Here is a 21,477-nt window from a genome sequence, read left to right on the forward strand (position 1 = left end):
TTTCTTATAAAATATAAAAGCCCCATCAACAGCGATCTGTTGATGGGGCTTTTTGTTTGATGTCAGTAATAACTATTACTGACAATAGTTAATGATCTGAACTTCTTTGGAAAACAGTTTTTGTACTAATTGATGGCATTGCTGAGTTATTGAAGTCACGGTTTGCGCTTTTTCTGGATTGACCAAATCGTAATCCCCTTCAATATTGAAATTAAAGGCATCACCAATAATATTTATTGGTGCAATTGAAATTCGCCCTCTATTTGCCGTTATTTTAATCGGATCAACCTGAATAGGGTAGGTTCTTAGTGGTACTTTTGTATTAATGATTTTTTCTTGTTGCGATGGTTCAAGGTGTTCATTATCGGGCATTAACCCTAATTTTAATTGCCATAATTCTTGCGCTGTTTTGGTGGTTGTCATCTCTCTTGGAATAATCGCTAATTCACCATTAAAGCTGTAATTAAAACTGTCTCGATTAGCCGCAAGACCATTCGCATTTAAGTTGAATTCAGCCACACCTTCTAAGGGGATGGTATTTGGGAAGAAAGCGGTGAGGTAACTGATTGGTAAACCATCACCATAAGCTTCTAATTGCCAAGGCTGGCTATCTTGAGTTAAATAAATACTGCCATTTAATCCAACAAGTCCTTCTGCCAAAGGAAAGAGTGCCCGTTCTATTGTCCATAACCCATTTTCAGCGTTCATCTCTATCAATACCTGCTGACTTAATAGGTAATTAAAGCTGGCGTTAGAGGCACTAAAAGACAGTTTTCCATCCCATAATCCCCATTGGTAATAGCGTAATAAATCGAGATCGCGACCTTCAACGTTTACTCCTGAAACTTGGTAGGGATGTCCATTATCAAGTTGAATCAGTTGAATGTTATTAATGTCCAGATCCGCGATGTTAACTTGTTCAAGTCGCTTGATGTATTGTTGAATAGTGGAGACTTCTTTTTCGCTAAGTAGCCATTTTATTTGGCTTAATGTTAGGGACTTTAAGTTTATTTCGGTAGGGGATATTTTACCTTCAAGTTGAACATTACCATCAAAAATATCAAAAGAAAGCGTTGAGATGTTTGCCTCTTTACCATTGAGCATTAGGTTGAAAATAGGTTTCTCAATGAGGTGTTCATTCCATACCAAGCTATCGGCATTAAAAGAAATATTAGCATTACTTTGTTGCCATAAATGATAAGGCAGTAGTACGTTCTCAGCAGACAAACTTAAATTGTTTACTGAGAACTGAGGAAGCTCAATATTAATATCTAAAAGATCAATTCGTTCAAATTGGTAAGTGAAATGTTGCTCACCAAGCCATGCTAATGGCTTACCAATAATGTCGGCATTGTCAGACTCTAAATTAAATTTTCGCAGCGTGAATTGAGGGATCACCCATAATCTATTCTCTTTGAGTTCAGCTTGAGCGGTGATGGTGCTATCACGCCAAGTGAGCGATATGCCATGTAGTGCCGTGTAATCTTCGCTGTAGTAGCCATCGATCAATACATCATCAAGCGCTTCGCCTTGCCAATATAATTGTTGAGTCGAAAATTGGAAGTCGCCTTCAAATGGCAATGTTTTTTCTTTTTCAACAGACCAATTGGTGAGCTGGGCTTGGGCGTCGCGAATAACCAGATCGTCATTGGCAAAATCTAAATTAGAGATGCTTAATTGAGCAATCGAAATCCAATCGAGGTGCTCCGTCTTTGGTAATCCATTTTGTAAACTTAACCCATCAATTTTGATGCTATCAAACGCCAATTTATGTTGTTGTATAGGGTGCTGAGACAACCAAAAATCGACATGTTGTATGAGCAATTGATTCTCTGTGTGGATGGTGATTTCTGACAGCGTAAGATGCAAAGGATCTTGAATTGAGTAATTAAGTTTACCAAAAGAGATTGTTTGATCCGATAATTTTTCAACGAGTGGATTTAACAATGGCTGAGCATAAGGGGTATGCAAAAGGGATAAAAATGCGACCACAAGTAGTAGGCAGAAAGTGATAAACCAACCAAGGCTTTTCAGCATGGTATACATTGTTAACTCCAGAAAGAAATAAGAATAGAAAGAGTGGATTAAAAGTGAGGTTCAATCAAGCTATTGTAATGTTTTACTCAAAGGTAATCACTGTTTTGAAAGCCAGACGAGAATCAAAGGAATAAAAAAAGCCCTTCGTTACCGAAGGGCTTGAATTTATCGAGGTATTAACTTGGGTTAGTCAAGTTGAGGGCCTGCTTTTACAAGCGCCTTACCTTCGTCATTATCTGTGTATTGAGCAAAGTTTTTGATGAAGCGTTGTGCAAGATCCTCTGCTTTGCTATCCCACTGTAGAGGGTCAGTATAAGTATCGCGAGGGTCTAGGATTGATTTATCAACACCAGGAAGTGAGGTTGGTACTTCAAAGTTAAACACAGGAATATTTTTCGTTTCAGCGTGATCAATTGAGCCATCTAAAATCGCATCAATGATCGCACGAGTGTCTTGGATAGAGATACGTTTGCCTGTACCGTTCCAACCAGTATTGACGATATACGCTTCTGCGCCAACCGCTTCCATACGTTTTACTAACACTTCTGCATATTGAGTTGGGTGTAGCGTTAAGAACGCCGCGCCAAAGGCTGCAGAGAATGTTGGTGTTGGTTCTGTAATACCACGTTCTGTACCTGCTAATTTTGCCGTAAATCCTGATAAGAAGTGGTACTTAGTTTGTTCTGGAGTCAGTTTCGCTACAGGAGGTAGGACACCAAATGCATCAGCCGTTAAGAAAATGACTTTATTTGCATGACCTGCTTTTGATACTGGCTTAACGATATTATCTATATGATGAATCGGGTAAGAAACGCGAGTGTTTTCTGTTTTTGAGCCATCATTAAAATCAATCGTGCCATCGTTACGAACGGTGACATTTTCTAGTAGTGCATCACGACGGATTGCATTGTAGATATCAGGTTCTGCTTCTTTAGATAGACGAATTGTTTTTGCGTAACAGCCGCCTTCAAAATTGAAGATACCGTCATCATCCCAACCGTGTTCATCATCGCCAATCAGTTGACGTTTTGGATCGGTTGAAAGGGTTGTTTTACCGGTACCAGATAAACCAAAGAATACAGCGACATCACCTTCTTTACCCACGTTTGCAGAGCAGTGCATAGAAGCAATGCCTTTCAGTGGTAGAAGATAGTTCATCATTGCGAACATGCCTTTTTTCATTTCACCGCCGTACCAAGTACCACCAATGATTTGAACACGTTCAGTTAGGTTGAAGGCAACAAAGTTTTCAGAGTTTAAACCTTGTGCTTCGTAATTAGGGTTTGTCGCTTTCGCGCCGTTCATGACAACAAAATCAGGTTCAAAACTTTCTAATTCTGCTTCTGTTGGGCGAATGAACATATTTTTTACAAAGTGCGCTTGCCATGCCACCTCTGTAATGACACGGACGCATAAACGAGTATCAGGGTTTGCACCACAGTAACCATCAATAACAAATAGACGCTTACCTGAGAGTTGTTCTGTGACTAAGGCTTTTAGATCATCCCAAATAGCAGGAGTGATGGCTTTATTGTCGTTTTTACCTTGATCAGACCACCAAAGTGTATCTTTGGTTGTTTCATCTTTTACGATGTATTTGTCTTTTGGAGAACGACCCGTAAAAATACCAGTATCTACCGAAACTGAGCCAAGCTCAGTCATAACACCACGCTCATAACCTTCTAGGTCAGGGCGAGTCTCTTCTTCAAACAACTGGTCATAGCTTGGGTTACGGAGAATATCGGTAACGCCAGTTAGGCCATATTGAGTAAGATCAAGTTGTGCAGCCTTGTTGTGTTCCATTACAGTCATAGGTGCTCCTTAAAGGAATTTTGTAGGGATTTTTAATATTTTAATTATTTTTTAATATTGTTTACTGCTACCCATGCTACCAACGCGGTAAATTAAAACAGGGAGTCATATCATGAAATAACCACAAAATAGTACAGGTTATTTAATCACCATCACAAAACAGAAACATGTCTATTCTACTCTTAATGAAATCAATTGCGCTAGATGCAATTGATTATTATTTGACCAAAATTAAGTGTGGATAAGTCGATTCAAAATGTGCTTCATATCAAAAAAAGGTATAAAAAAAGCCAACCTAATGGCTGGCTTTAAAACAATATAAAGAACTTATTCTGTATGAAGAATTAATGAACGGTATCATTACCTTTTGTTGCTTCTTCAAAAATATTAGCGACATCGATGCTGTCAAAATTGTAGCTTGTACCACAATAGTCACAGTGCAGAGAAACCTTACCTTCTGTTTTTATAATATCGTCAACTTCAGCACGATCAATCGTTACGATTGCACCCGCGCTGCGTTCACGAGAACAGCCACAGAAAAACTCAACCGTTTGAGGTTCAAACAGTTGTACTTTATCTTGGTTGTATAAACGGTACAGAACGTCTTCCGCTTCTAGGCCAAATAGCTCTTCGTTTTTGATCGTATCAGTCAGTTGTTCTAAGTGCTCGAAGTCATCTGCTGAACCGGTGCCATCAGGCATAATTTGTAGAAGCATACCAGCAGCATGAGGTTTGCCTTCAAATTCACCCAGACGTAACCATAAGCGAGTTTTTAATTGCTCAGAACGCTCAAAGTAACCTTCAAAACACGCGGCTAAATCTTTACCGTCAAGTGCAACAACACCTTGGTAACGTTCACCGTCTTTTGGCGCGATAGTAATAACTAGGTAACCTTTACCCATTAATTGGTGCAGTGTGGCATCATCAGCAATTTCGCCATCAAAGCGAGCAACACCACGAACTTTTTGATCATTATCGCCATTAATGACAACAAGAGAAACAGGACCGTCACCTTGAAGTTGAAGCGTAATTGAGCCTTCAAATTTTAATGTTGCAGTTAATAGTGTGGTTGCAACTAATAGCTCACCCAAAAGGTTTTGTACTGCTTTTGGGTATTCCTTGCTAGAAATAATTTGTTGGTAAGCATCGTCTAATTGAACCAGTTCACCACGAACAGATAAATCTTCAAATAGGTAGCGATGCAATGTGTTATTTGCCATGAAATACTCCAGCAATTGTATTAGAGGGTTGTTGTCGCTCTAGTATAGCGACAACAGCCAATATAAATAAGGGGTGAAACAGAAAGAGCGGATTTATTGCTGCTTAAACTTCATTATGTCACGTCGTTGTTTCTTATCTGGACGTTTATCAGGGTGTGGGCTGCCAAGTGAATTGAGTTTGCGTAATTTCGCATTTTCTTCACGTTGTTTGATACTGTTTGATGTTTCTTTGTAAAGCGTTTGTGCAACAGGAGCGCCACGGCGTTGATCTGAAAGGATCTCGATGATCACGACAATTTCTTCGTTATTGCCCTGCCGAAGTTTAACTTCAGCACCAAGATCAATTAATTTGCTTGGTTTGGTTCGTTGTCCATTATAATGAACTTTCCCGCCATCAACCATATTACGAGCAATAGAACGAGTCTTGTAAAAACGAGCCGCCCAAAGCCATTTATCGAGTCTGATACCATCGCTAGTATTGGATTTTGAACTCATTATGGGTACCTAATGTCTTATCTCTGCTTATTAAGATGGAGTCAGGATTTTTTTTTTCAATCTTTTGGGGGGAATTAATCAAAATTGATAAGCAAGTAGAGTCATTAATGAGAAATAATGCTCTAATACACGGTTATCTTCATCAATTACGTGATGTGTATTCTAGTAATTTAAGAAATTAGAATCATTTGCGGAAATTATGACTGGTTATTTTATAATTCATAAATACATCAAATGTTTAATTGCTCTGTGAGACAGAAAAGGAAGAACAGTACCTAATGATAGCTAATATGAAAATCGAAAAAATTTCTCAATATTGGTCAATATATCAGTCTGCAATATCGAAAGGGGTAACCGTTGTTTTGGTGGCTTGTCTCGCGTGGATTTGTGGCTCTCTTTTTTGGTCGATGCTGGCTCCACAAACCTCTGTTTCTCAATGGTCACCAAAAACCGTCGCTATCAATGCCTCATCAAAGACAAATAATGATGATTCTTTATCTGGTTTATTAAATGGTCAAGTGTTTGGGCAGTTTAATGCTGAAAAAGCCATAGAGCAGCCGAAGGCTGTTGAAGTAAAAGATGCACCTAAAACCAAGCTTAATCTGACATTATCAGGTGTGGTCGCGAGTTCTAATCCTAAATTGAGTTTAGCGGTGATCGGAAATCGAGGAAAACAGAACACTTATGGTATTGATGAAACCATTGATGGCACAAGAGCAACAGTGAAAGCCATTAGCGTAGATCGCATTATTATTGCAAATAATGGCCGTGATGAAACGTTAATGCTGGAAGGAATTGAATACACAAAAATTTCAATAGAACCAAATCGTACAGGCAGCTCAGGTACGGTCTTAGGGAATAATCGTCAACATTCAGATCAAAATGAGTTAGATACTATTCGTCAAGAAATGGCGAAGAATCCGCAATCTGTTTTGAAGTACATTCGTCTTTCTCAAGTCAGTAATGATGGAAAAATAGAAGGTTATCGAGTGAACCCAGGTAAAGACCGAAAGTTATTTGATTCGGTAGGTTTGAAGCCTGGTGATATTGCAAAAAATTTAAATGGGATTGATTTAACGGATCCTGCTGCAATGGGCACATTGTGGAAAAATATGTCAGAAATGACAGAGCTTAATTTAACCGTTCAACGTGACGGACAACTACATGACATTTTTATCGGTTTATAGCTGGTAGATGAAAAAATGAGTAAGGGTGTACTGTGAAAAAGTGGATGGGCAAGGGAGCCTTATTACTTGCGGGTAGCATGATGTGGACATCGGCTATCGCAAATGACTTTAGTGCCAGCTTTAAAGGCACGGATATTCAAGAGTTCATTAACATTGTTGGTCGAAATTTGGAAAAGACCATTATTGTTGATCCGTCAGTTCGAGGAAAAGTAGATGTCCGTAGTTATGATCTTTTAAATGAAGAGCAATATTACCAATTCTTTTTAAGCGTGCTTGAAGTATATGGTTATGCTGTTGTTGAAATGGACAGCGGCATTTTAAAAGTTATTAAAGATAAAGACGCAAAAACATCGGCGGTTCCTGTTCTTGGTGCAAAAGACAAAATTACCGGTGATGCTGTTATTACGCGTGTTATCGCGGTTCGTAATGTGTCGGTTCGTGAACTTTCTCCTCTATTACGTCAGCTAAATGATAATGCGGGTGCGGGTAACGTCGTTCATTATGACCCCGCGAATATTATTATGATCACCGGTCGTGCTGCGGTAGTGAATCGTCTTGCTGAAATTATTGAGCGTGTAGACCAAGCGGGTGATAAAGAAGTCGAAGTGGTTGATTTAAAAAATGCGTCAGCCGCTGAAATGGTACGTATTGTTGATGCCTTAAATAAAGCGACAGATGCTAAAAACACCCCCGCATTTTTACAGCCTAAATTGGTTGCAGATGAACGTACAAATTCTATTTTGATTTCGGGTGACCCAAAAGTACGTCAACGCCTTAAAAAATTGATAAAACAACTCGATGTTGAAATGGCAACAAAAGGAAATAACCAAGTTGTCTATTTACGCTACGCTAAAGCCGAAGAGTTGGTTGATGTCTTAAAAGGAGTTTCTGATAATTTAACCGCAAGCAAGGGAGGCTCTCAAAAAGGAAGTTCAAGTAACCGTAGTGATGTGATGATCTCAGCTCACGCTGATACCAATGCGTTAGTGATCACTGCGCCGCCAGATGTTATGCGTGCAATCAAAGATGTCATTGCTCAGTTAGATATTCGTCGTGCACAAGTCTTAATTGAAGCGTTAATTGTTGAGTTGTCGGAAGGAGATGGCGTAAACCTTGGCGTACAATGGGGTAACCTCGAAACGGGTGCCATGATCCAATACAGCAATACGGGTGCATCGATTGGTGCCACCATGGTTGGCTTGGAAGAAGCACAAGATTCAACAGAAACTAATACGATTAAAGATGATAATGGCAATATTACAGGCTATAACGAAGTCACGACTAAGGGCGATTATACCGCGTTAGCTTCTGCGCTTGGTGGCGTTCAAGGTGCGGCGGTTAGTGTCATGATGGGGGATTGGGCTGCATTGGTAACCGCAGTGTCTACTGATTCAAATTCCAATATTCTATCGTCACCAAGTATCACGGTTATGGATAATGGCGAAGCGTCATTCATCGTTGGTGAAGAAGTGCCGGTATTAACCGGATCAACCTCTGGCTCAAATAATGAAAACCCATTCCAAACGGTTGATCGTAAAGAAGTAGGTATCAAACTTAAAGTGGTACCACAAATAAACGAAGGTAACTCGGTTCGTTTAGATATCGAACAAGAAGTATCTAACGTATTGGGTGCCAATGGCGCGGTGGATGTACGTTTTGCTAAACGTCAGTTAAATACATCAGTGATGGTTGAAGATGGCAAAATGCTGGTTCTGGGTGGTTTGATTGATGAACGAGCAATGGAAAGTGAATCGAAAGTGCCTTTCCTAGGCGACATTCCAATTTTAGGGTATTTATTTAAATCAACCAGCACTCAGGTTGAGAAGAAAAACTTAATGGTGTTCATTAAGCCGACTATTATTCGAGATGGTATGACGGCGGATGGTATTACCCAGCGTAAATATAATTATATTCGTGCAGAGCAACTGTATAACGCAGAGAAAGGACTGAAATTAATGGATGATGCCAATATACCGGTGCTTCCTAAGTTTGGGGCTGATGTGCAGCATCCAGCAGAGATCCAAGCTTTCTTTGATCTGCTTGATGATGAGAAGAAGGATAAATAATGGCAGATATGCTATTTCCTAACTCTACAGCCGTTTTACGCTTGCCTTTTTCGTTTGCAAAAAGGCATTCGGTTGTTATTGAGGCCAGCTCTGAAGGGTGGGTACTGTATTATGCAATCACACCATCGCCGATTGTTTTGTGTGAAATTCGCCGAGTATGTAAGGCTAGCTTTTCATTAATACAATTAACTAAAGATGAGTTTGATACCAAAGTCACTCAAGTGTACCAACGTAATTCATCAGAAGCGCAGCAATTGATGGAAGACATAGGGGCTGATAATGATGATTTCTTCTCATTAGCAGAAGAGTTACCAGATAATGATGATTTATTAGAATCAGAAGATGATGCTCCCATCATTAAATTGATCAACGCCATGTTAGGTGAAGCGATCAAAGAAGGGGCGTCGGATATCCATATTGAAACGTTTGAAAAAATATTGTCGATCCGTTTCCGTGTTGATGGCGTGTTACGTGACGTATTAAGCCCTAGTCGTAAACTTGCGCCGTTATTGGTCTCGCGTGTAAAAGTCATGTCTAAATTAGACATTGCGGAAAAGCGTGTGCCACAAGATGGTCGTATTTCGTTACGCATTGGTGGTCGAGCGGTTGATGTTCGTGTTTCTACTATGCCGTCTTCTCATGGGGAACGTGTGGTAATGCGTTTGCTCGATAAGAACGCAACACGTCTAGACTTAAACAGTTTAGGGATGGAAGCGCAAAACCACCAAAACTTCCAACATATCATCAAACGTCCTCATGGCATTATTTTGGTGACGGGTCCAACAGGTTCTGGTAAATCAACCACCTTATATGCAGGGTTAGGTGAATTAGACAGTACTCAATCTAATATATTAACGGTTGAAGACCCAATCGAATTTGATATTGATGGCATTGGACAAACTCAAGTAAACCCAAAAGTAGACATGACGTTTGCTCGTGGGTTGCGTGCCATTCTTCGTCAAGATCCTGATGTGGTGATGATTGGTGAAATTCGAGATTTAGAAACCGCAGAAATTGCTGTTCAAGCGTCATTAACGGGTCACCTTGTTATGTCGACTCTTCACACCAATACCGCTGTTGGTGCGATTACACGTCTTCGAGATATGGGAATAGAACCTTTCTTAATTTCCTCTTCTTTATTGGGTGTTCTTGCCCAGCGTTTAGTTCGTACTCTATGTAAGGAATGCAAAAGCCCTTACCAAGCCGATGAGCAGCAAAAGAAACTGTTTTCTTTATTGCCATCGGACGACTTAGTGCTATATAAACCGGCGGGTTGTGAGCATTGTAATGGTAAAGGTTATCGTGGCCGTACTGGTATTCATGAATTACTGGTTGTGAATGAGAAGGTACAAGAACTGATTCACAAAGAAGCCGGTGAACAAGAAATTGAAAAAGAAGTGCGTAAAAATACACGTGGTATTCAGCAGGATGGTTTATTAAAAGTTCAACAAGGTATTACGACGCTAGAAGAGGTGATGCGAGTCACTCGGGAAGGGTAAATGGCAGCATTTGAATACAAAGCCCTCGAAAAAAATGGCAAACAGAAAAAAGGCGTAATGGAAGGTGATAATGGTCGCCAAGTTCGTCAACGCCTAAAAGAGCAAGGGCTTATTCCTGTTGAAGTGATTGAAACTAAATCGAAGCAGCAGAAAAGTTCCTCTCAAGGTTTAAGTTTTAAACGGGGTATTAGTGTCAATGATTTGTCATTAATTACTCGTCAATTGGCCACTTTAGTTCAAGCGGGTATGCCCCTAGAGGAGTGTTTAAAAGCCGTTGCAGAACAAGGTGAAAAAGCACACATTCGTAGCATGATGATGGGCGTTCGATCCAAAGTGATAGAAGGTTATCCATTGGCTGAAAGCTTTGGTGAATATCCTCATGTGTTTGATGATCTGTTCTGTTCTATGGTTGCTGCAGGTGAAAAGTCAGGTCATTTGGATACGGTATTAAATCGGTTAGCTGATTATGCTGAGAATCGCCAAAAGATGCGCAGCAAATTACAACAAGCGATGATTTACCCGATCATGCTGACGTTAATAGCGATAGCGGTTATCTCCTTTTTACTTGCTACTGTCGTTCCTAAAATTGTCGATCAGTTTGTGCAAATGGGACAAGGGTTACCAACCGTAACGGAAATATTATTAGCCGCCAGTAATTTTGTTGTTCATTGGGGACTTTTGGTTGTCGTTGCTGTTGTGGTGGTGATTGTTGGTGTGAAGTGGTTACTCACTAAGCCTCATCTACGCTTGGCGTGGGATAAGAAGATTTTACGACTTCCTGTTATTGGTAAGGTGGTTCGTGGTTTAAATACCTCTCGTTTTGCTCGAACCTTATCCATCTGTACTTCAAGTGCGATTCCATTACTGGATGGGATGAAAGTAGCCGCAGACGTAATGAGTAATAAGTATTTTAAGCAACAAGTGTTAGAGGCGGCGGATAATGTTCGTGAAGGGGCGAGTTTACGAATTTCGCTTGAGCAAACAAAACTGTTTCCACCAATGATGCTGCATATGATTGCCAGTGGTGAACAAAGTGGTGAGTTAGAGCAAATGCTAACGCGCTCGGCTGATAATCAAGATCGTGATTTTGAATCATTAGTGAATATGGCATTAGGTATTTTTGAACCATTACTTATTGTTTTCATGGCAGGGATTGTACTCTTCATTGTTGTTGCGACCTTGATGCCAATTATCGAATTAAACAATTTGGTTGGGTAGCATTCACTGCTATCTATTTTTCCTTTTATTTATATATGAATTTTTAACGTTAGGAGTTATTCCATGCAAGTCAATTCAGCTCAACGTAAACAAGGCGGCTTTACTCTTTTAGAAGTCATGGTTGTTATCGTTATTCTTGGTGTGTTAGCGAGCTTAGTTGTTCCAAACTTACTGGGTAACAAAGAGAAGGCCGATCAACAAAAAGCGATCACCGATATTGTGGCACTAGAAAACTCATTAGATATGTACAAGCTAGATAACAGCGTGTACCCATCAACAGATCAAGGGTTAGAAGCGTTAGTATCTAAGCCATCAGCAACGCCCGAGCCTCGTAATTACCGTGCAGACGGTTATATTCGTCGTCTACCTAATGATCCGTGGGGCAATGAATATCAATACTTAAGCCCTGGCGACAATGGCACGATTGATATCTTCTCTTTAGGTGCAGATGGTCAAGAAGGCGGTGAAGGTGCGAATGCTGATATTGGTAACTGGAACATGCAAGACTTTCAATAAGTCACAAGCTTAATTTAGATAAGAGCAACGATGAAAATAAAACGTGAGGTTGGGTTTACCCTAATCGAAATTATGTTGGTACTGGTGCTGCTGTCGGTGAGTTCGATGGCGGTTATCATGAGTTTGCCTGAAAGTAGCGACGATCAACTTGAAGAGCAGGCCTCACGTTTTTATCAATTAGTGCAACTTCTTAATGAAGACGCTTTACTCAACGGGATGGATTACGGCATCTACTTTAATCAAGAGCGACAAGAATATCGCTTTATGACATTAACAGTAGATGGCTGGCTGCCTCTTGAGAAAAGCCGCTTTTTTACCGAAGTAAAAATGGAAGAGGACATCGCTTTTGAGATGGAACTTGGTGGTTCTGCATGGGCCGATGATGACCGTTTATTTGAACCAGGATCTTTGTTTGATGAGGAAATGTTCGCTGACGTTGAAGAAAAGAAAAAACCTAAGCCTCCTCAAGTGATGGTGTTATCTAGTGGGGAAGTCACCCCAGTGATCGTTCGTTTTCTACCAGCGAATGAGCGCGGTAATCTAAAGAATAAAACGTGGGAGATTAACGTCGATGAATCTGGTTTGATTACATTAATAAAACCAGGAGAAAGCGTTGATGACTAATTGCTCATCAAGTTATCGAACCGTAAATAAGGGCATGACTTTGCTTGAGGTTTTGGTTGCGTTGGCTATTTTTGCTACCGCAGCATTGAGTGTACTTCGCTCTGTGACTCAGCACATTAATACGTTAAGTTATTTAGAAGAAAAAACATTCGCTTCTATGGTGGTTGATAACCAAATGGCACTAATGATGTTAGATAAACCGCCGACCTCAATTAAAAAAGGGGAAACAGAATTGGCAGGACGAACATGGTATTGGACGATTGCACCAGTAAAAACAACGTCCGATATTTTAAAGTCGGTTGATGTCTCTGTCGCAACAACCAAAGATCAAAAATCATCATTATTAACGGTAAGAACCTATGTTGCGCCGTAATTCAACTCGTAAAAAATCGCGCGGTTTTACTCTTATAGAAGTGATGGTGGCAATCTCAGTATTTGCTACCTTAAGCTTTTCAGCCTATCAAGTGGTAAATCAAGTTCAGCGTAGTAATGAACAGTCATTAGAAAAAAGTAACCGTATTAAATCCTTACAACGCAGTTTGGTTTTTTTAGACAATGATTTTCGGCAAATGGTTGCTCGCCAATTCAGAATCAACGGAGAAAAGGCTGACGAGAAACTTCTTTTAGCGGGTGAATATTTATTGGATTCTGAATCTCAAGGTATTTTATTTGTTCGTTTAGGGTGGAAAAATCCACAGCAAGCTTTCCCACGTGGTGAAATTACTAAAGTGGGTTATCGAGTGGTTGAAAATAAACTTGAACGATTATGGTGGCGCTACCCTGATACTCCGGTAGGCCAGAAGCCAGTAGTAACGCCATTAATTGATGGTATTGATGAGCTGAAATTTGAATTTTATGATGGTAAAAAATGGCAGAAGAACTGGGAAATAAAAGATCAACTCCCTCAAGCTACAAAGGTAATGGTTACGTTTAAAGATTATGGAGACGTCGAACGCATTTATCTTACTTCTGGTTATAAATTGGATCAAAGTGGTCAGAGTGATGATGACTCTAAGAGTGGTGGGTAATGACAATACGCACTAAAACGCAGAGAAAACAGAAAGGCGTCGCATTAATTGTCGTCTTATTGTTGTTGGCTATTATGGCAACCATTGCGGCTCAAATGTCAGAGCGTTTATTTATTCAGTTTCACCGCGCTGAAAACCAAATAAATCATCAACAAGCTTATTGGTACTCTATTGGTGTTGAAGCGTTAGCCAAAGCAGGAATAGAAGAAGCATACAAAGATGGCGACACCATTAATCTGAGTCAAATGTGGGCAACAGAAGAAACCACTTACCCACTTGATTATGGTGAAGCGTTAGGTAGCGTTAGAGATAAGCAAGCTTGTTTTAATTTAAATGCACTAAGTAATATAGAACCACAAACCGATCCTTCTCAGCGTCCATTTTTGGTCAAGGTTTGGATTAATTTATTAGAGTCTGTTGACGTTGAGAATTATTTAGCTGAAGTGATTGCCGATTCTAGTTGGGAGTTCATGGATGAAGATGATGTTGTTCGTTCCGCTACAGGGGTTGAAGACAGTACTTATCAATCGTTTAAGCCTGCGTATTTAGCGCCAAACGGCTGGATTGCCGATGTCAGTGAATTACGAGCCATTAATGGTGTGACAGCAGACGTGTTTATGGCGGTGTCTCCTTTTGTATGTGCAATACCAAGTGCGAATTGGTATTTGAATGTAAATACGATACAACCAGAACAGGCAAAAATATTAGTGGCGTTATTCTCCCCAAATTTAAGTGATAGTGATGCACAAGAAGTATTAGAAAATCGACCTTTTGATGGTTGGGACAGTGTGGATGACTTTTTAGCAGAATCAGAAATCAGTCAAGTGGATGAAAAAATAAAGCAAGAAGCAAAGGTTTACTTATCAGTAGATAGTCAATTTTTTGAGTTAGATGCTCAAGTATTAGTAGAAGATTCGCGCGTACGTGTGCGTTCTTTATTGCATAGCAGTGATAAAAAAGTGGTGAACGTTATCCGTCGCCAATATGGAGGAATGAATGAGCGAACATCTGATAATAAGGCTGAATAGTCAGTCGTCAGATCCCATTCAATGGATAGTCTGGTCACCAGAAAATAAAGAAGTGATTGCATCAGGGGAGTTAAATTCTTCTGAAACGTTAGAGTCACTAACGCAATACAGTGTTCAACGCAGTGTGTCGGTGTTGCTACCAAGTAGCGACATCTTATTGCGTGAAGTCATTATTCCAGAAGGGGCTGCTCGGCAGTTTCCTTCTATGCTGCCTTTTATAATTGAAGATGATTTAGCACAAGATGTAGATGACCTACACATTGTGATTTTGAAAAAAAACAACAAAACAGCGCAAGTCGCGGTTGTAGAACATCAAAAAATGGAAAGATGGGTCTCTTTGCTGACGGATGCAGGAATTCAGACTAAACGTTTCATTCCCGATGTATTGTCATTACCTTCTCATCAAGATGGCGTCGCTATGGTTGAGCTGAATCAACAATGGTTATTACGCTATGGTGAATATCAAGGTGCTATCGCTGAACCTGAATGGCTATCAATGCTGTTGGATGGTTTGGTTAAACATGCGGTTCAAACTGCTGATGGTATTGTTGTTCAAGAAGAGAAGGAAGAAGAGCAAGAGGAAAGTGATGACGTTGATGATGTGTCATGTTATGCGCTTCATAGTTATTCTCCTTGTTCGCTTGAAATTGAAAACACAAAGCATATTCAAGAGACGCCAGAGTTAGTTATGCAGTTATTAGCGGAAGGTGCGTTAACGTCAAAAGTTAACCTGCTTTGTGCTCGTTATCGTCCTCAATCGTCATGGCGAAAGCATTGGCGAATTTGGCAAAAAGTAATTTTGGCTTTTGGTTTGGTTATGGTGGCCTTTGTTGCACAACATATTTCGGAAGTTCAAAAACTGGAACAACACAGCTTAGCATTACGAGCAGAAAGCGAACGTATTTTCAGAGATGTATTTCCAGGTAAACGTAAAATTCCAACCGTGAGTTATTTGAAATCTCAAATGAAAAATGAAGAATCACGCTTACAAGGTGGTTCTGGTGGGGATGACTTATTAGCGTGGATGTCTGAGTTGACGCCATATTTAATAAAAGTACCCCAAGTGAAGTTGCAGAGTTTAAAATTTGATGGAAAACGTGATGAATTACGCCTACAAGCCAGCGCATCAGATTTTCCATATTTTGAGCAATTAACGTCAGAGTTAAATACCAAGTTTGATGTCGAGCAAGGTCAATTAAATAAAAATCAAGGCCAAGTGTTTGGTGCGATTATTATTAGGAGAAAATAATGAAAGCCTTAATGACCTGGTGGCAAAGTATCTCACCACGTGAACGAGTTTTGGTTGGTGGGGGCAGCATAGCGTTAGTGATTGCTGCATTATATTGGGGTGGAATTAAGCCGTTAAATGATCGCGCTGAAATTGCTCAAAACCGAATTAATAGCGAGCGAAGCTTATTAACGTGGGTACAAAAGAAAGCCGATACGATTGTGACATTAAGAGGAGGGGCATCGTCGACTTCTCAGACAGCCATTCGACCAATGAATCAGGTAATACCAAGCAGTACTCGCCAATTTAAGATTGAATTGATCCGTATGCAACCTCGTGGTGAGCAAATGCAAGTATGGGTTAAACCACTTCCGTTTAATACTTTGGTAAATTGGTTAGCGTACTTACGAGACTCTCAAGGCATCAATGTTCAGTTTTTAGATTTAAATAAAACCGATATTGAAGGGGTGGTGGAAGTGAACCGTCTGCAATTAAGTCGAGAGGCATCATGAAATTTAAATTATTGATCGCGACGATATTCTCTACGTTTTTTACGTTTAGTGCTTTATTGCATATCCCTATTCAATGGGTGGTTGAACAAGCCCCAAAAGTTAGGGCGCTAACACTTACTGGGTTATCTGGCACGCCTTGGAAAGGGCAAGTGGATTCTCTTTCTTGGCAAAGAGTAAACTATGGTCAAGTTCAGTGGCAGATTGAACCATTTGCTATTTTAAAAGGACACGCGGTATTTTCTGTGCGCTTTGGGCGCGGTAGTGAATTGGAATTACGTGGCAAAGGTGTTGTTGGCTACAGTGTTTCAATGGGGGCCTACGCCGAAAATATGGTGGTTTCTTTTCCTGTCTCTAATGTGATGAATCGATTACCAATGGCATTGCCTGTTTCTTTACAGGGCCAAGCAGAGGTCAGTGTTAAGTATTTCCAGCAAGGCCAACCATGGTGTAAGCAGGCGAGCGGTGAAGTGGTCTGGTCTGGTGGGAAAATTATTTCGCCACTGGGTAATATTGACCCTAAAACGGCAATAGCAGAGGTAACTTGTGTAGATAACAAAGTCACCTTGATCAGTAAACAAGCATCAGATGATGTAGCAAGTCAGTTTAATGTGGTATTGAATCCTAACCGTTCTTACCAAGTGAATGGATGGTTCAAACCTGAGGCAAACTTCCCTTCTAGCTTAAGAAGTCAGCTTAAATGGCTAGGCAAGCCGGATTCAAAAGGGCAATATAAAGTAACTTATTCAGGACGTCTGTAAGGAAATACAATGGCTAAAAAACAATTGCCGACAATTTTAGATAAACGCGTTGAAGCACAATCAAAGTTGTTTTGTATTGAATCGGTAGATTTACGCTTTTCTAATGGGGTTGAACGAACCTACGAAAGAATGAAACCGAGTGGGCGTCATGCCGTGATGATGGTTCCTGTAACCGAGCAAGGTGACCTGTTATTAGTTCGAGAATATGCGGTGGGTACAGAAAGCTACGAGTTAGGTTTTCCTAAGGGATTAATCGACTCTGGTGAAACACCGTCAGAAGCGGCAAATCGAGAGCTTAAAGAAGAAATTGGCTTTGGTGCAGAGACGTTAACTCAATTAAAAGAGTTGGTATTAGCACCGTCGTATTTTTCAAGTAAGATGACGTTATTTGTTGCTCAAGGCTTATATCCAGAGCAACTTGAAGGGGATGAGCCAGAACCGTTAGATATTGTTCGCTGGCCCCTAGCGCAAGCATCAGAGCTACTGCACCATCTTGATTTTTCAGAAGCGAGGTGCATTAGTGCACTGTTACTTGCTCAACAATTTTTAGAAAAGGAGTGATATTGATGAATTCAACGCTTTCCCACCTACTTCCTGAGGTGATCAATATTGCTCGAGCATCTGGGCAGCTTATTCTTGATATTTATGAAAAAGGGAATTTTGAAGAGTTTACTAAAGCAGATAATACACCTGTAACCAGTGCTGATTTGGCTGCTCATAAGTTAATTGTGGAAAAGCTTTCTCAATTAACACCAGACATTCCTATTTTGTCAGAAGAAGATGCTGAAATATCACTAGAACAACGAGCTCAGTGGGAACGTTATTGGTTGGTTGACCCACTCGATGGAACTCAAGAATTTATTGCACGTAGTGGTGATTTTGCGACAATTATTGCGTTGGTTGAAAATAACCGTCCGGTAATGGGGGTGGTTTATGGTCCTGTTTCTGGTGTGACGTATTACGCTTATGAAGGCAAAGGCGCATGGAAAATTCCAGATATGGATGAAAGTGTTCGCATTAGCACACTTAAGCATGAAGAAGAAAAACAACAAATCGCCATTGCTATCAGTCGTCGCCAAGACATCAATAATATTACGCGTTGCATGAGTCCTGAATGGAATTACGATTTAGTTCCTTTAGGGTCTGCTGCATTAAAAGCGTGTCTTGTTGCAGAAGGAGCTGTCGATTGTTATTTACGTTTAGGCCCTACGGGTGAGTGGGATACTGCGGCAACGCAATGCATTGTTCAAGAAGCGGGTGGTCGTATCTTATCAACAGAGCTTGAACCGCTTTCTTATAATGAAAGAGAATCCCTAGAAAATCCAAATTTTATCGTATTAGGTGATGAAAATTTACCGTGGAATAAAATTCTAACGTGTAGATAATTCGATCTAATCTTGATTAATTGATCATTAAGATTGCTATAATTTGAGAACGCTACTCGAAAATTATTCTTTTTCAGAGTACAATCCTTAATCATACTAATTTAGTCGGGTATTACTTGTGTCTTCAATCAATATTACTGAAAGTGCCCAAGAGCATTTTGCAAAACTTCTAGCACAGCAGCCAGAAGGGACAAACATTCGTGTATTCGTGGTTAATCCAGGAACACAAAACGCAGAGTGTGGCGTATCTTATTGCCCACCAGAAGCAATAGAAGCGAATGATACTGAGCTGAAATTTGAAAATTTATCAGCGTATGTTGATGAGTTAAGCTTACCTTTTCTTGAAGATGCTGACATTGATTACGTTACTGATAAAATGGGCTCTCAATTAACGTTGAAAGCACCAAACGCAAAAATGCGTAAAGTAAACGATGACGCACCTTTGTTTGAGCGTGTTGAATACGCAATTCAAACTCAAGTTAACCCACAGCTTGCTGGTCATGGTGGTCATGTTAGCCTGATGGAAATCACAGAAGCTGGCATTGCTATCGTTCAGTTTGGTGGTGGTTGTAATGGTTGTTCAATGGTAGATGTGACTCTAAAAGAAGGCATCGAAAAAGAACTACTTGTTCAATTTGAAGGTGAATTGACAGCAGTTAAAGATTTAACCGAGCATGATCGTGGTGAGCACTCTTACTACTAAGAGTCTAATTAAATCAATGTATTAAAAAGGTGAGCAAGTACTCACCTTTTTTGTGTCTGCGATTTAGTCAATGGTATTTACGCATTTGAGTAAATGTCACGTTCTCCTAACCAGCGTAAAATAATGGCTTTTGAATTACGAGGGTAATTATCGTGTAAGTGACGAGCAATACGTTGCACTTCTGGAATTAAATGTTGGTCTCGAACCAAATCTGCAATTTTAAAATCAGCCAATCCGGTCTGTTTTGTCCCCAGTAATTCACCCGGCCCTCGGATCTCTAAATCTCGTTGAGCAATCACAAAGCCATCATTGCTTTCACGTAAAACACTTAAGCGCTTTTGAGCTGTTTTGGACAGCGGAGAGTGATACAAAAGAACACAATGGCTAGCAACGGTACCTCGCCCCACACGACCACGTAATTGATGCAATTGGGCTAAACCAAGACGCTCAGGGTTTTCTATGATCATTAAACTTGAGTTGGGTACGTCAACACCTACTTCAATAACCGTAGTGGCTACTAACAAATGCAGTTTGCCTTCTTTAAACTCCTGCATGATCTGTTGTTTTTCTTTTGATTTCATTCGGCCATGAACCAAACCAATATTTAGTTCTGGTAGTTGTAGTCGTAAGGCGTCTGCGGTATCTGAGGCGGCTTGGGCTTCAAGAACTTCGGAGTCATCGATTAGAGTGCAAACCCAGTACGCTTGTCGTCCATCATTCACACAGGCGTTTCTTACTTTATTGACGATTTCATCCCGTCTTGTATCAGGTAACGCGATAGTTTGAATTGGTGTTCGACCAGGAGGTAGCTCATCAATCACTGATGTTTCTAGATCAGCATACGCCGTCATAGCTAAGGTTCTTGGAATTGGCGTTGCTGTCATGATTAACTGGTGTGGGTAAGCTCCGTCTTTTTCGCCTTTCTCTCGTAGCTCTAGACGTTGGTCGACCCCAAAGCGGTGTTGTTCATCAATAATCACTAAAGCAAGGTGGTGGAACTCAACGTGTTGTTGAAAAAGTGCGTGAGTACCCACTATCATTTTTGCTTCACCACTGGCAATGCGAACTAATTCTTTCTCTTTTGCTTTGCCTGTTAGTTTTCCAGCTAACCAGCCGACAGGAATACCCATGCTTTCAAACCAATGACTAAAATTGACTGCGTGTTGTTCTGCTAATAATTCGGTTGGTGCCATTAAGGCGACTTGATAACCATGTTCAATTGCTTGTACGGCTGCTAATGCGGCAACTAAGGTTTTACCAGAACCAACATCCCCCTGAACTAAACGCATCATTGGGTGTGGTTTGGCGAGGTCTCGCTCTATTTCTGCTACAACACGTTGTTGAGCTCCGGTAGGCGTGAAAGGTAATTGGGCTAATAACTTGTGTTTTAAATCGGTCATTGTTGCCAGTGGTAAGGCATTTTCTTGTTGGCCTTTACTGCGAACTGAAAGCATTGAAAGATTTTGAGCCAACAACTCTTCCATAATTAAACGCTGTTGTGCAGGGTGCTTTCCTTCATCAAAGGCATCTAGATTAATGGAAGGATCTGGGCGGTGAATAATATGCAGAGCTTGGTTTAGTGTAATTTGGTTGTTATATAAACCTTGGGGTAATAGTTCAGTCACTGCGGCTTTATCTAATAATTCTAACGCTTGGTCGGTCAAACTGCGTAGTATGTTTTGACGCAGACCATCGGTTGTTGGATAGACGGGCGTTAATGTGGCTTCTATATCTAAAGATTTAGAGGGGGTGTGGAATTGATATTCTGGGTGAACAATCTCTAAACCACTTCCGCCACGCTTAATTTCGCCATAGGCATGAACCAGTTTTCCTTCATTGAAACTGTTCTTCATTCCAGCATTAAAATTAAAAAAACGTAAAGTGATGGTCCCATTGCCATCGCTGATTTTGACCAACAGCATTTTTCGTTTGCCAAATTGCATATCACAAGACATCACCTTGCCTTGAACAGCAGCAAATAAACCAGAATGAACTCGCGCCATTGGGTAAACACGAGTTCTGTCTTCATAGCGAAGAGGAAGGTGAAATAGTAAGTCTTGAATCGTGACCAACCCAATTTTTTCGAGCTTTTCTGCTACTTTGGCTCCAACACCAGAAAGAGAGGTTAATGGAATAGCAGAAAGCATTGTGCTGGTCATAG

20 protein-coding genes are annotated in these 21,477 nt (G+C 40.4%); 15 read left to right on the forward strand and 5 right to left on the reverse strand.

All coding sequences use genetic code 11. The features are described from left to right. Nucleotides 1-75: 75 nt before the first annotated feature. From A6E06_RS08040 to hslR, 4 genes are all read right to left on the reverse strand, one after another. Entirely contained in the window at nucleotides 76-2,046 is a 1,971-nt protein-coding gene (locus tag A6E06_RS08040; protein ID WP_065593284.1) for an AsmA family protein, read from the reverse strand. A gap of 177 nt (nucleotides 2,047-2,223) precedes the next feature. Beyond that, entirely contained in the window at nucleotides 2,224-3,849 is a 1,626-nt protein-coding gene (gene pckA / locus A6E06_RS08045; protein WP_065593285.1) for a phosphoenolpyruvate carboxykinase (ATP), read from the reverse strand. Between the two features lie 344 nt (nucleotides 3,850-4,193). Beyond that, entirely contained in the window at nucleotides 4,194-5,069 is an 876-nt protein-coding gene (gene hslO, locus A6E06_RS08050) for an Hsp33 family molecular chaperone HslO (RefSeq protein ID WP_065593286.1), read from the reverse strand. 93 nt (nucleotides 5,070-5,162) lie between these two features. Continuing rightward, nucleotides 5,163-5,564 carry a ribosome-associated heat shock protein Hsp15 gene (hslR, locus tag A6E06_RS08055; RefSeq protein WP_065593287.1) on the reverse strand — a complete coding sequence of 134 codons (402 nt, stop codon included), beginning with the start codon at nucleotides 5,562-5,564 and terminating at the stop codon, nucleotides 5,163-5,165. 278 nt (nucleotides 5,565-5,842) lie between these two features. Here hslR and gspC point away from each other — a divergent pair, with 278 nt between their 5' ends. The 15 genes from gspC to nfuA all read left to right on the forward strand — a co-directional run bounded on the left by gspC (nucleotide 5,843) and on the right by nfuA (nucleotide 19,316). After that, nucleotides 5,843-6,751, forward strand: a complete 909-nt coding sequence (gspC, locus tag A6E06_RS08060) for a type II secretion system protein GspC (protein ID WP_065593288.1) — start codon at nucleotides 5,843-5,845, stop codon at nucleotides 6,749-6,751. 32 nt (nucleotides 6,752-6,783) lie between these two features. Next, on the forward strand, nucleotides 6,784-8,817 hold the full coding sequence (gene gspD / locus A6E06_RS08065; RefSeq protein ID WP_065593289.1) for a type II secretion system secretin GspD: 2,034 nt from the start codon (nucleotides 6,784-6,786) through the stop codon (nucleotides 8,815-8,817). After that, nucleotides 8,817-10,316: a type II secretion system ATPase GspE gene (gene gspE, locus A6E06_RS08070; protein WP_065593290.1), complete on the forward strand. Its 1,500-nt coding sequence runs from the start codon at nucleotides 8,817-8,819 to the stop codon at nucleotides 10,314-10,316. Before gspD ends, gspE begins: the two co-directional genes overlap by 1 nt. Then, nucleotides 10,317-11,534 carry a type II secretion system inner membrane protein GspF gene (gene gspF, locus A6E06_RS08075; protein ID WP_065593291.1) on the forward strand — a complete coding sequence of 406 codons (1,218 nt, stop codon included), beginning with the start codon at nucleotides 10,317-10,319 and terminating at the stop codon, nucleotides 11,532-11,534. It abuts the gene before it with no gap. Nucleotides 11,535-11,597: 63 nt separating this feature from the next. Then, entirely contained in the window at nucleotides 11,598-12,050 is a 453-nt protein-coding gene (gene gspG, locus A6E06_RS08080; protein WP_045103155.1) for a type II secretion system major pseudopilin GspG, read from the forward strand. A 30-nt stretch (nucleotides 12,051-12,080) separates the two neighbouring features. Next, nucleotides 12,081-12,674, forward strand: a complete 594-nt coding sequence (locus A6E06_RS08085) for a prepilin-type N-terminal cleavage/methylation domain-containing protein (protein WP_065593292.1) — start codon at nucleotides 12,081-12,083, stop codon at nucleotides 12,672-12,674. Continuing rightward, the gene (gspI, locus tag A6E06_RS08090; RefSeq protein ID WP_065593293.1) at nucleotides 12,667-13,047 is read left to right on the forward strand and encodes a type II secretion system minor pseudopilin GspI; all 381 of its coding nucleotides are present in this window, start codon (nucleotides 12,667-12,669) and stop codon (nucleotides 13,045-13,047) included. The genes A6E06_RS08085 and gspI overlap by 8 nt, the downstream gene beginning before the upstream one ends. Continuing rightward, nucleotides 13,034-13,702 carry a type II secretion system minor pseudopilin GspJ gene (gspJ, locus tag A6E06_RS08095; RefSeq protein WP_065593294.1) on the forward strand — a complete coding sequence of 223 codons (669 nt, stop codon included), beginning with the start codon at nucleotides 13,034-13,036 and terminating at the stop codon, nucleotides 13,700-13,702. The genes gspI and gspJ overlap by 14 nt, the downstream gene beginning before the upstream one ends. Beyond that, the gene (gene gspK, locus A6E06_RS08100; protein ID WP_065593295.1) at nucleotides 13,702-14,730 is read left to right on the forward strand and encodes a type II secretion system minor pseudopilin GspK; all 1,029 of its coding nucleotides are present in this window, start codon (nucleotides 13,702-13,704) and stop codon (nucleotides 14,728-14,730) included. The genes gspJ and gspK overlap by 1 nt, the downstream gene beginning before the upstream one ends. Beyond that, complete coding sequence (gene gspL / locus A6E06_RS08105; protein ID WP_141676921.1) at nucleotides 14,699-15,979, forward strand: type II secretion system protein GspL; 1,281 nt, start codon at nucleotides 14,699-14,701, stop codon at nucleotides 15,977-15,979. Before gspK ends, gspL begins: the two co-directional genes overlap by 32 nt. Further along, nucleotides 15,979-16,470, forward strand: coding sequence for a type II secretion system protein M (locus A6E06_RS08110; RefSeq protein ID WP_065593296.1), 492 nt, complete (start codon nucleotides 15,979-15,981; stop codon nucleotides 16,468-16,470). Before gspL ends, A6E06_RS08110 begins: the two co-directional genes overlap by 1 nt. Then, entirely contained in the window at nucleotides 16,467-17,228 is a 762-nt protein-coding gene (locus A6E06_RS08115) for a type II secretion system protein N (RefSeq protein WP_065593297.1), read from the forward strand. Before A6E06_RS08110 ends, A6E06_RS08115 begins: the two co-directional genes overlap by 4 nt. A gap of 9 nt (nucleotides 17,229-17,237) precedes the next feature. Next, on the forward strand, nucleotides 17,238-17,789 hold the full coding sequence (gene nudE / locus A6E06_RS08120) for an ADP compounds hydrolase NudE (RefSeq protein ID WP_065593298.1): 552 nt from the start codon (nucleotides 17,238-17,240) through the stop codon (nucleotides 17,787-17,789). Between the two features lie 5 nt (nucleotides 17,790-17,794). Continuing rightward, nucleotides 17,795-18,613, forward strand: coding sequence for a 3'(2'),5'-bisphosphate nucleotidase CysQ (gene cysQ, locus A6E06_RS08125; RefSeq protein WP_065593299.1), 819 nt, complete (start codon nucleotides 17,795-17,797; stop codon nucleotides 18,611-18,613). Nucleotides 18,614-18,731: 118 nt separating this feature from the next. Further along, on the forward strand, nucleotides 18,732-19,316 hold the full coding sequence (gene nfuA, locus A6E06_RS08130) for a Fe-S biogenesis protein NfuA (protein ID WP_065593300.1): 585 nt from the start codon (nucleotides 18,732-18,734) through the stop codon (nucleotides 19,314-19,316). A gap of 77 nt (nucleotides 19,317-19,393) precedes the next feature. Here the strand turns inward: nfuA and recG are convergent, their stop codons facing one another. Beyond that, nucleotides 19,394-21,475 carry an ATP-dependent DNA helicase RecG gene (gene recG / locus A6E06_RS08135; protein WP_065593301.1) on the reverse strand — a complete coding sequence of 694 codons (2,082 nt, stop codon included), beginning with the start codon at nucleotides 21,473-21,475 and terminating at the stop codon, nucleotides 19,394-19,396. Nucleotides 21,476-21,477 lie beyond the last annotated feature (2 nt).

Source organism: Aliivibrio sp. 1S175 (genome assembly GCF_001690985.1).
Classification (GTDB): domain Bacteria; phylum Pseudomonadota; class Gammaproteobacteria; order Enterobacterales; family Vibrionaceae; genus Aliivibrio.

Bases quoted from the DNA above. Each gene is read 5' to 3' on its own strand.
- A6E06_RS08040 (WP_065593284.1), bottom strand. From the start codon at position 2,046: ATGTATACCATGCTGAAAAGCCTTGGTTGGTTTATCACTTTCTGCCTA.
- pckA (WP_065593285.1), bottom strand. From the start codon at position 3,849: ATGACTGTAATGGAACACAACAAGGCTGCACAACTTGATCTTACTCAA.
- hslO (WP_065593286.1), bottom strand. From the start codon at position 5,069: ATGGCAAATAACACATTGCATCGCTACCTATTTGAAGATTTATCTGTT.
- hslR (WP_065593287.1), bottom strand. From the start codon at position 5,564: ATGAGTTCAAAATCCAATACTAGCGATGGTATCAGACTCGATAAATGG.
- gspC (WP_065593288.1), top strand. From the start codon at position 5,843: ATGATAGCTAATATGAAAATCGAAAAAATTTCTCAATATTGGTCAATA.
- gspE (WP_065593290.1), top strand. From the start codon at position 8,817: ATGGCAGATATGCTATTTCCTAACTCTACAGCCGTTTTACGCTTGCCT.
- gspF (WP_065593291.1), top strand. From the start codon at position 10,317: ATGGCAGCATTTGAATACAAAGCCCTCGAAAAAAATGGCAAACAGAAA.
- gspG (WP_045103155.1), top strand. From the start codon at position 11,598: ATGCAAGTCAATTCAGCTCAACGTAAACAAGGCGGCTTTACTCTTTTA.
- A6E06_RS08085 (WP_065593292.1), top strand. From the start codon at position 12,081: ATGAAAATAAAACGTGAGGTTGGGTTTACCCTAATCGAAATTATGTTG.
- gspI (WP_065593293.1), top strand. From the start codon at position 12,667: ATGACTAATTGCTCATCAAGTTATCGAACCGTAAATAAGGGCATGACT.
- gspJ (WP_065593294.1), top strand. From the start codon at position 13,034: ATGTTGCGCCGTAATTCAACTCGTAAAAAATCGCGCGGTTTTACTCTT.
- gspK (WP_065593295.1), top strand. From the start codon at position 13,702: ATGACAATACGCACTAAAACGCAGAGAAAACAGAAAGGCGTCGCATTA.
- gspL (WP_141676921.1), top strand. From the start codon at position 14,699: ATGAGCGAACATCTGATAATAAGGCTGAATAGTCAGTCGTCAGATCCC.
- A6E06_RS08110 (WP_065593296.1), top strand. From the start codon at position 15,979: ATGAAAGCCTTAATGACCTGGTGGCAAAGTATCTCACCACGTGAACGA.
- A6E06_RS08115 (WP_065593297.1), top strand. From the start codon at position 16,467: ATGAAATTTAAATTATTGATCGCGACGATATTCTCTACGTTTTTTACG.
- nudE (WP_065593298.1), top strand. From the start codon at position 17,238: ATGGCTAAAAAACAATTGCCGACAATTTTAGATAAACGCGTTGAAGCA.
- cysQ (WP_065593299.1), top strand. From the start codon at position 17,795: ATGAATTCAACGCTTTCCCACCTACTTCCTGAGGTGATCAATATTGCT.
- recG (WP_065593301.1), bottom strand. From the start codon at position 21,475: ATGACCAGCACAATGCTTTCTGCTATTCCATTAACCTCTCTTTCTGGT.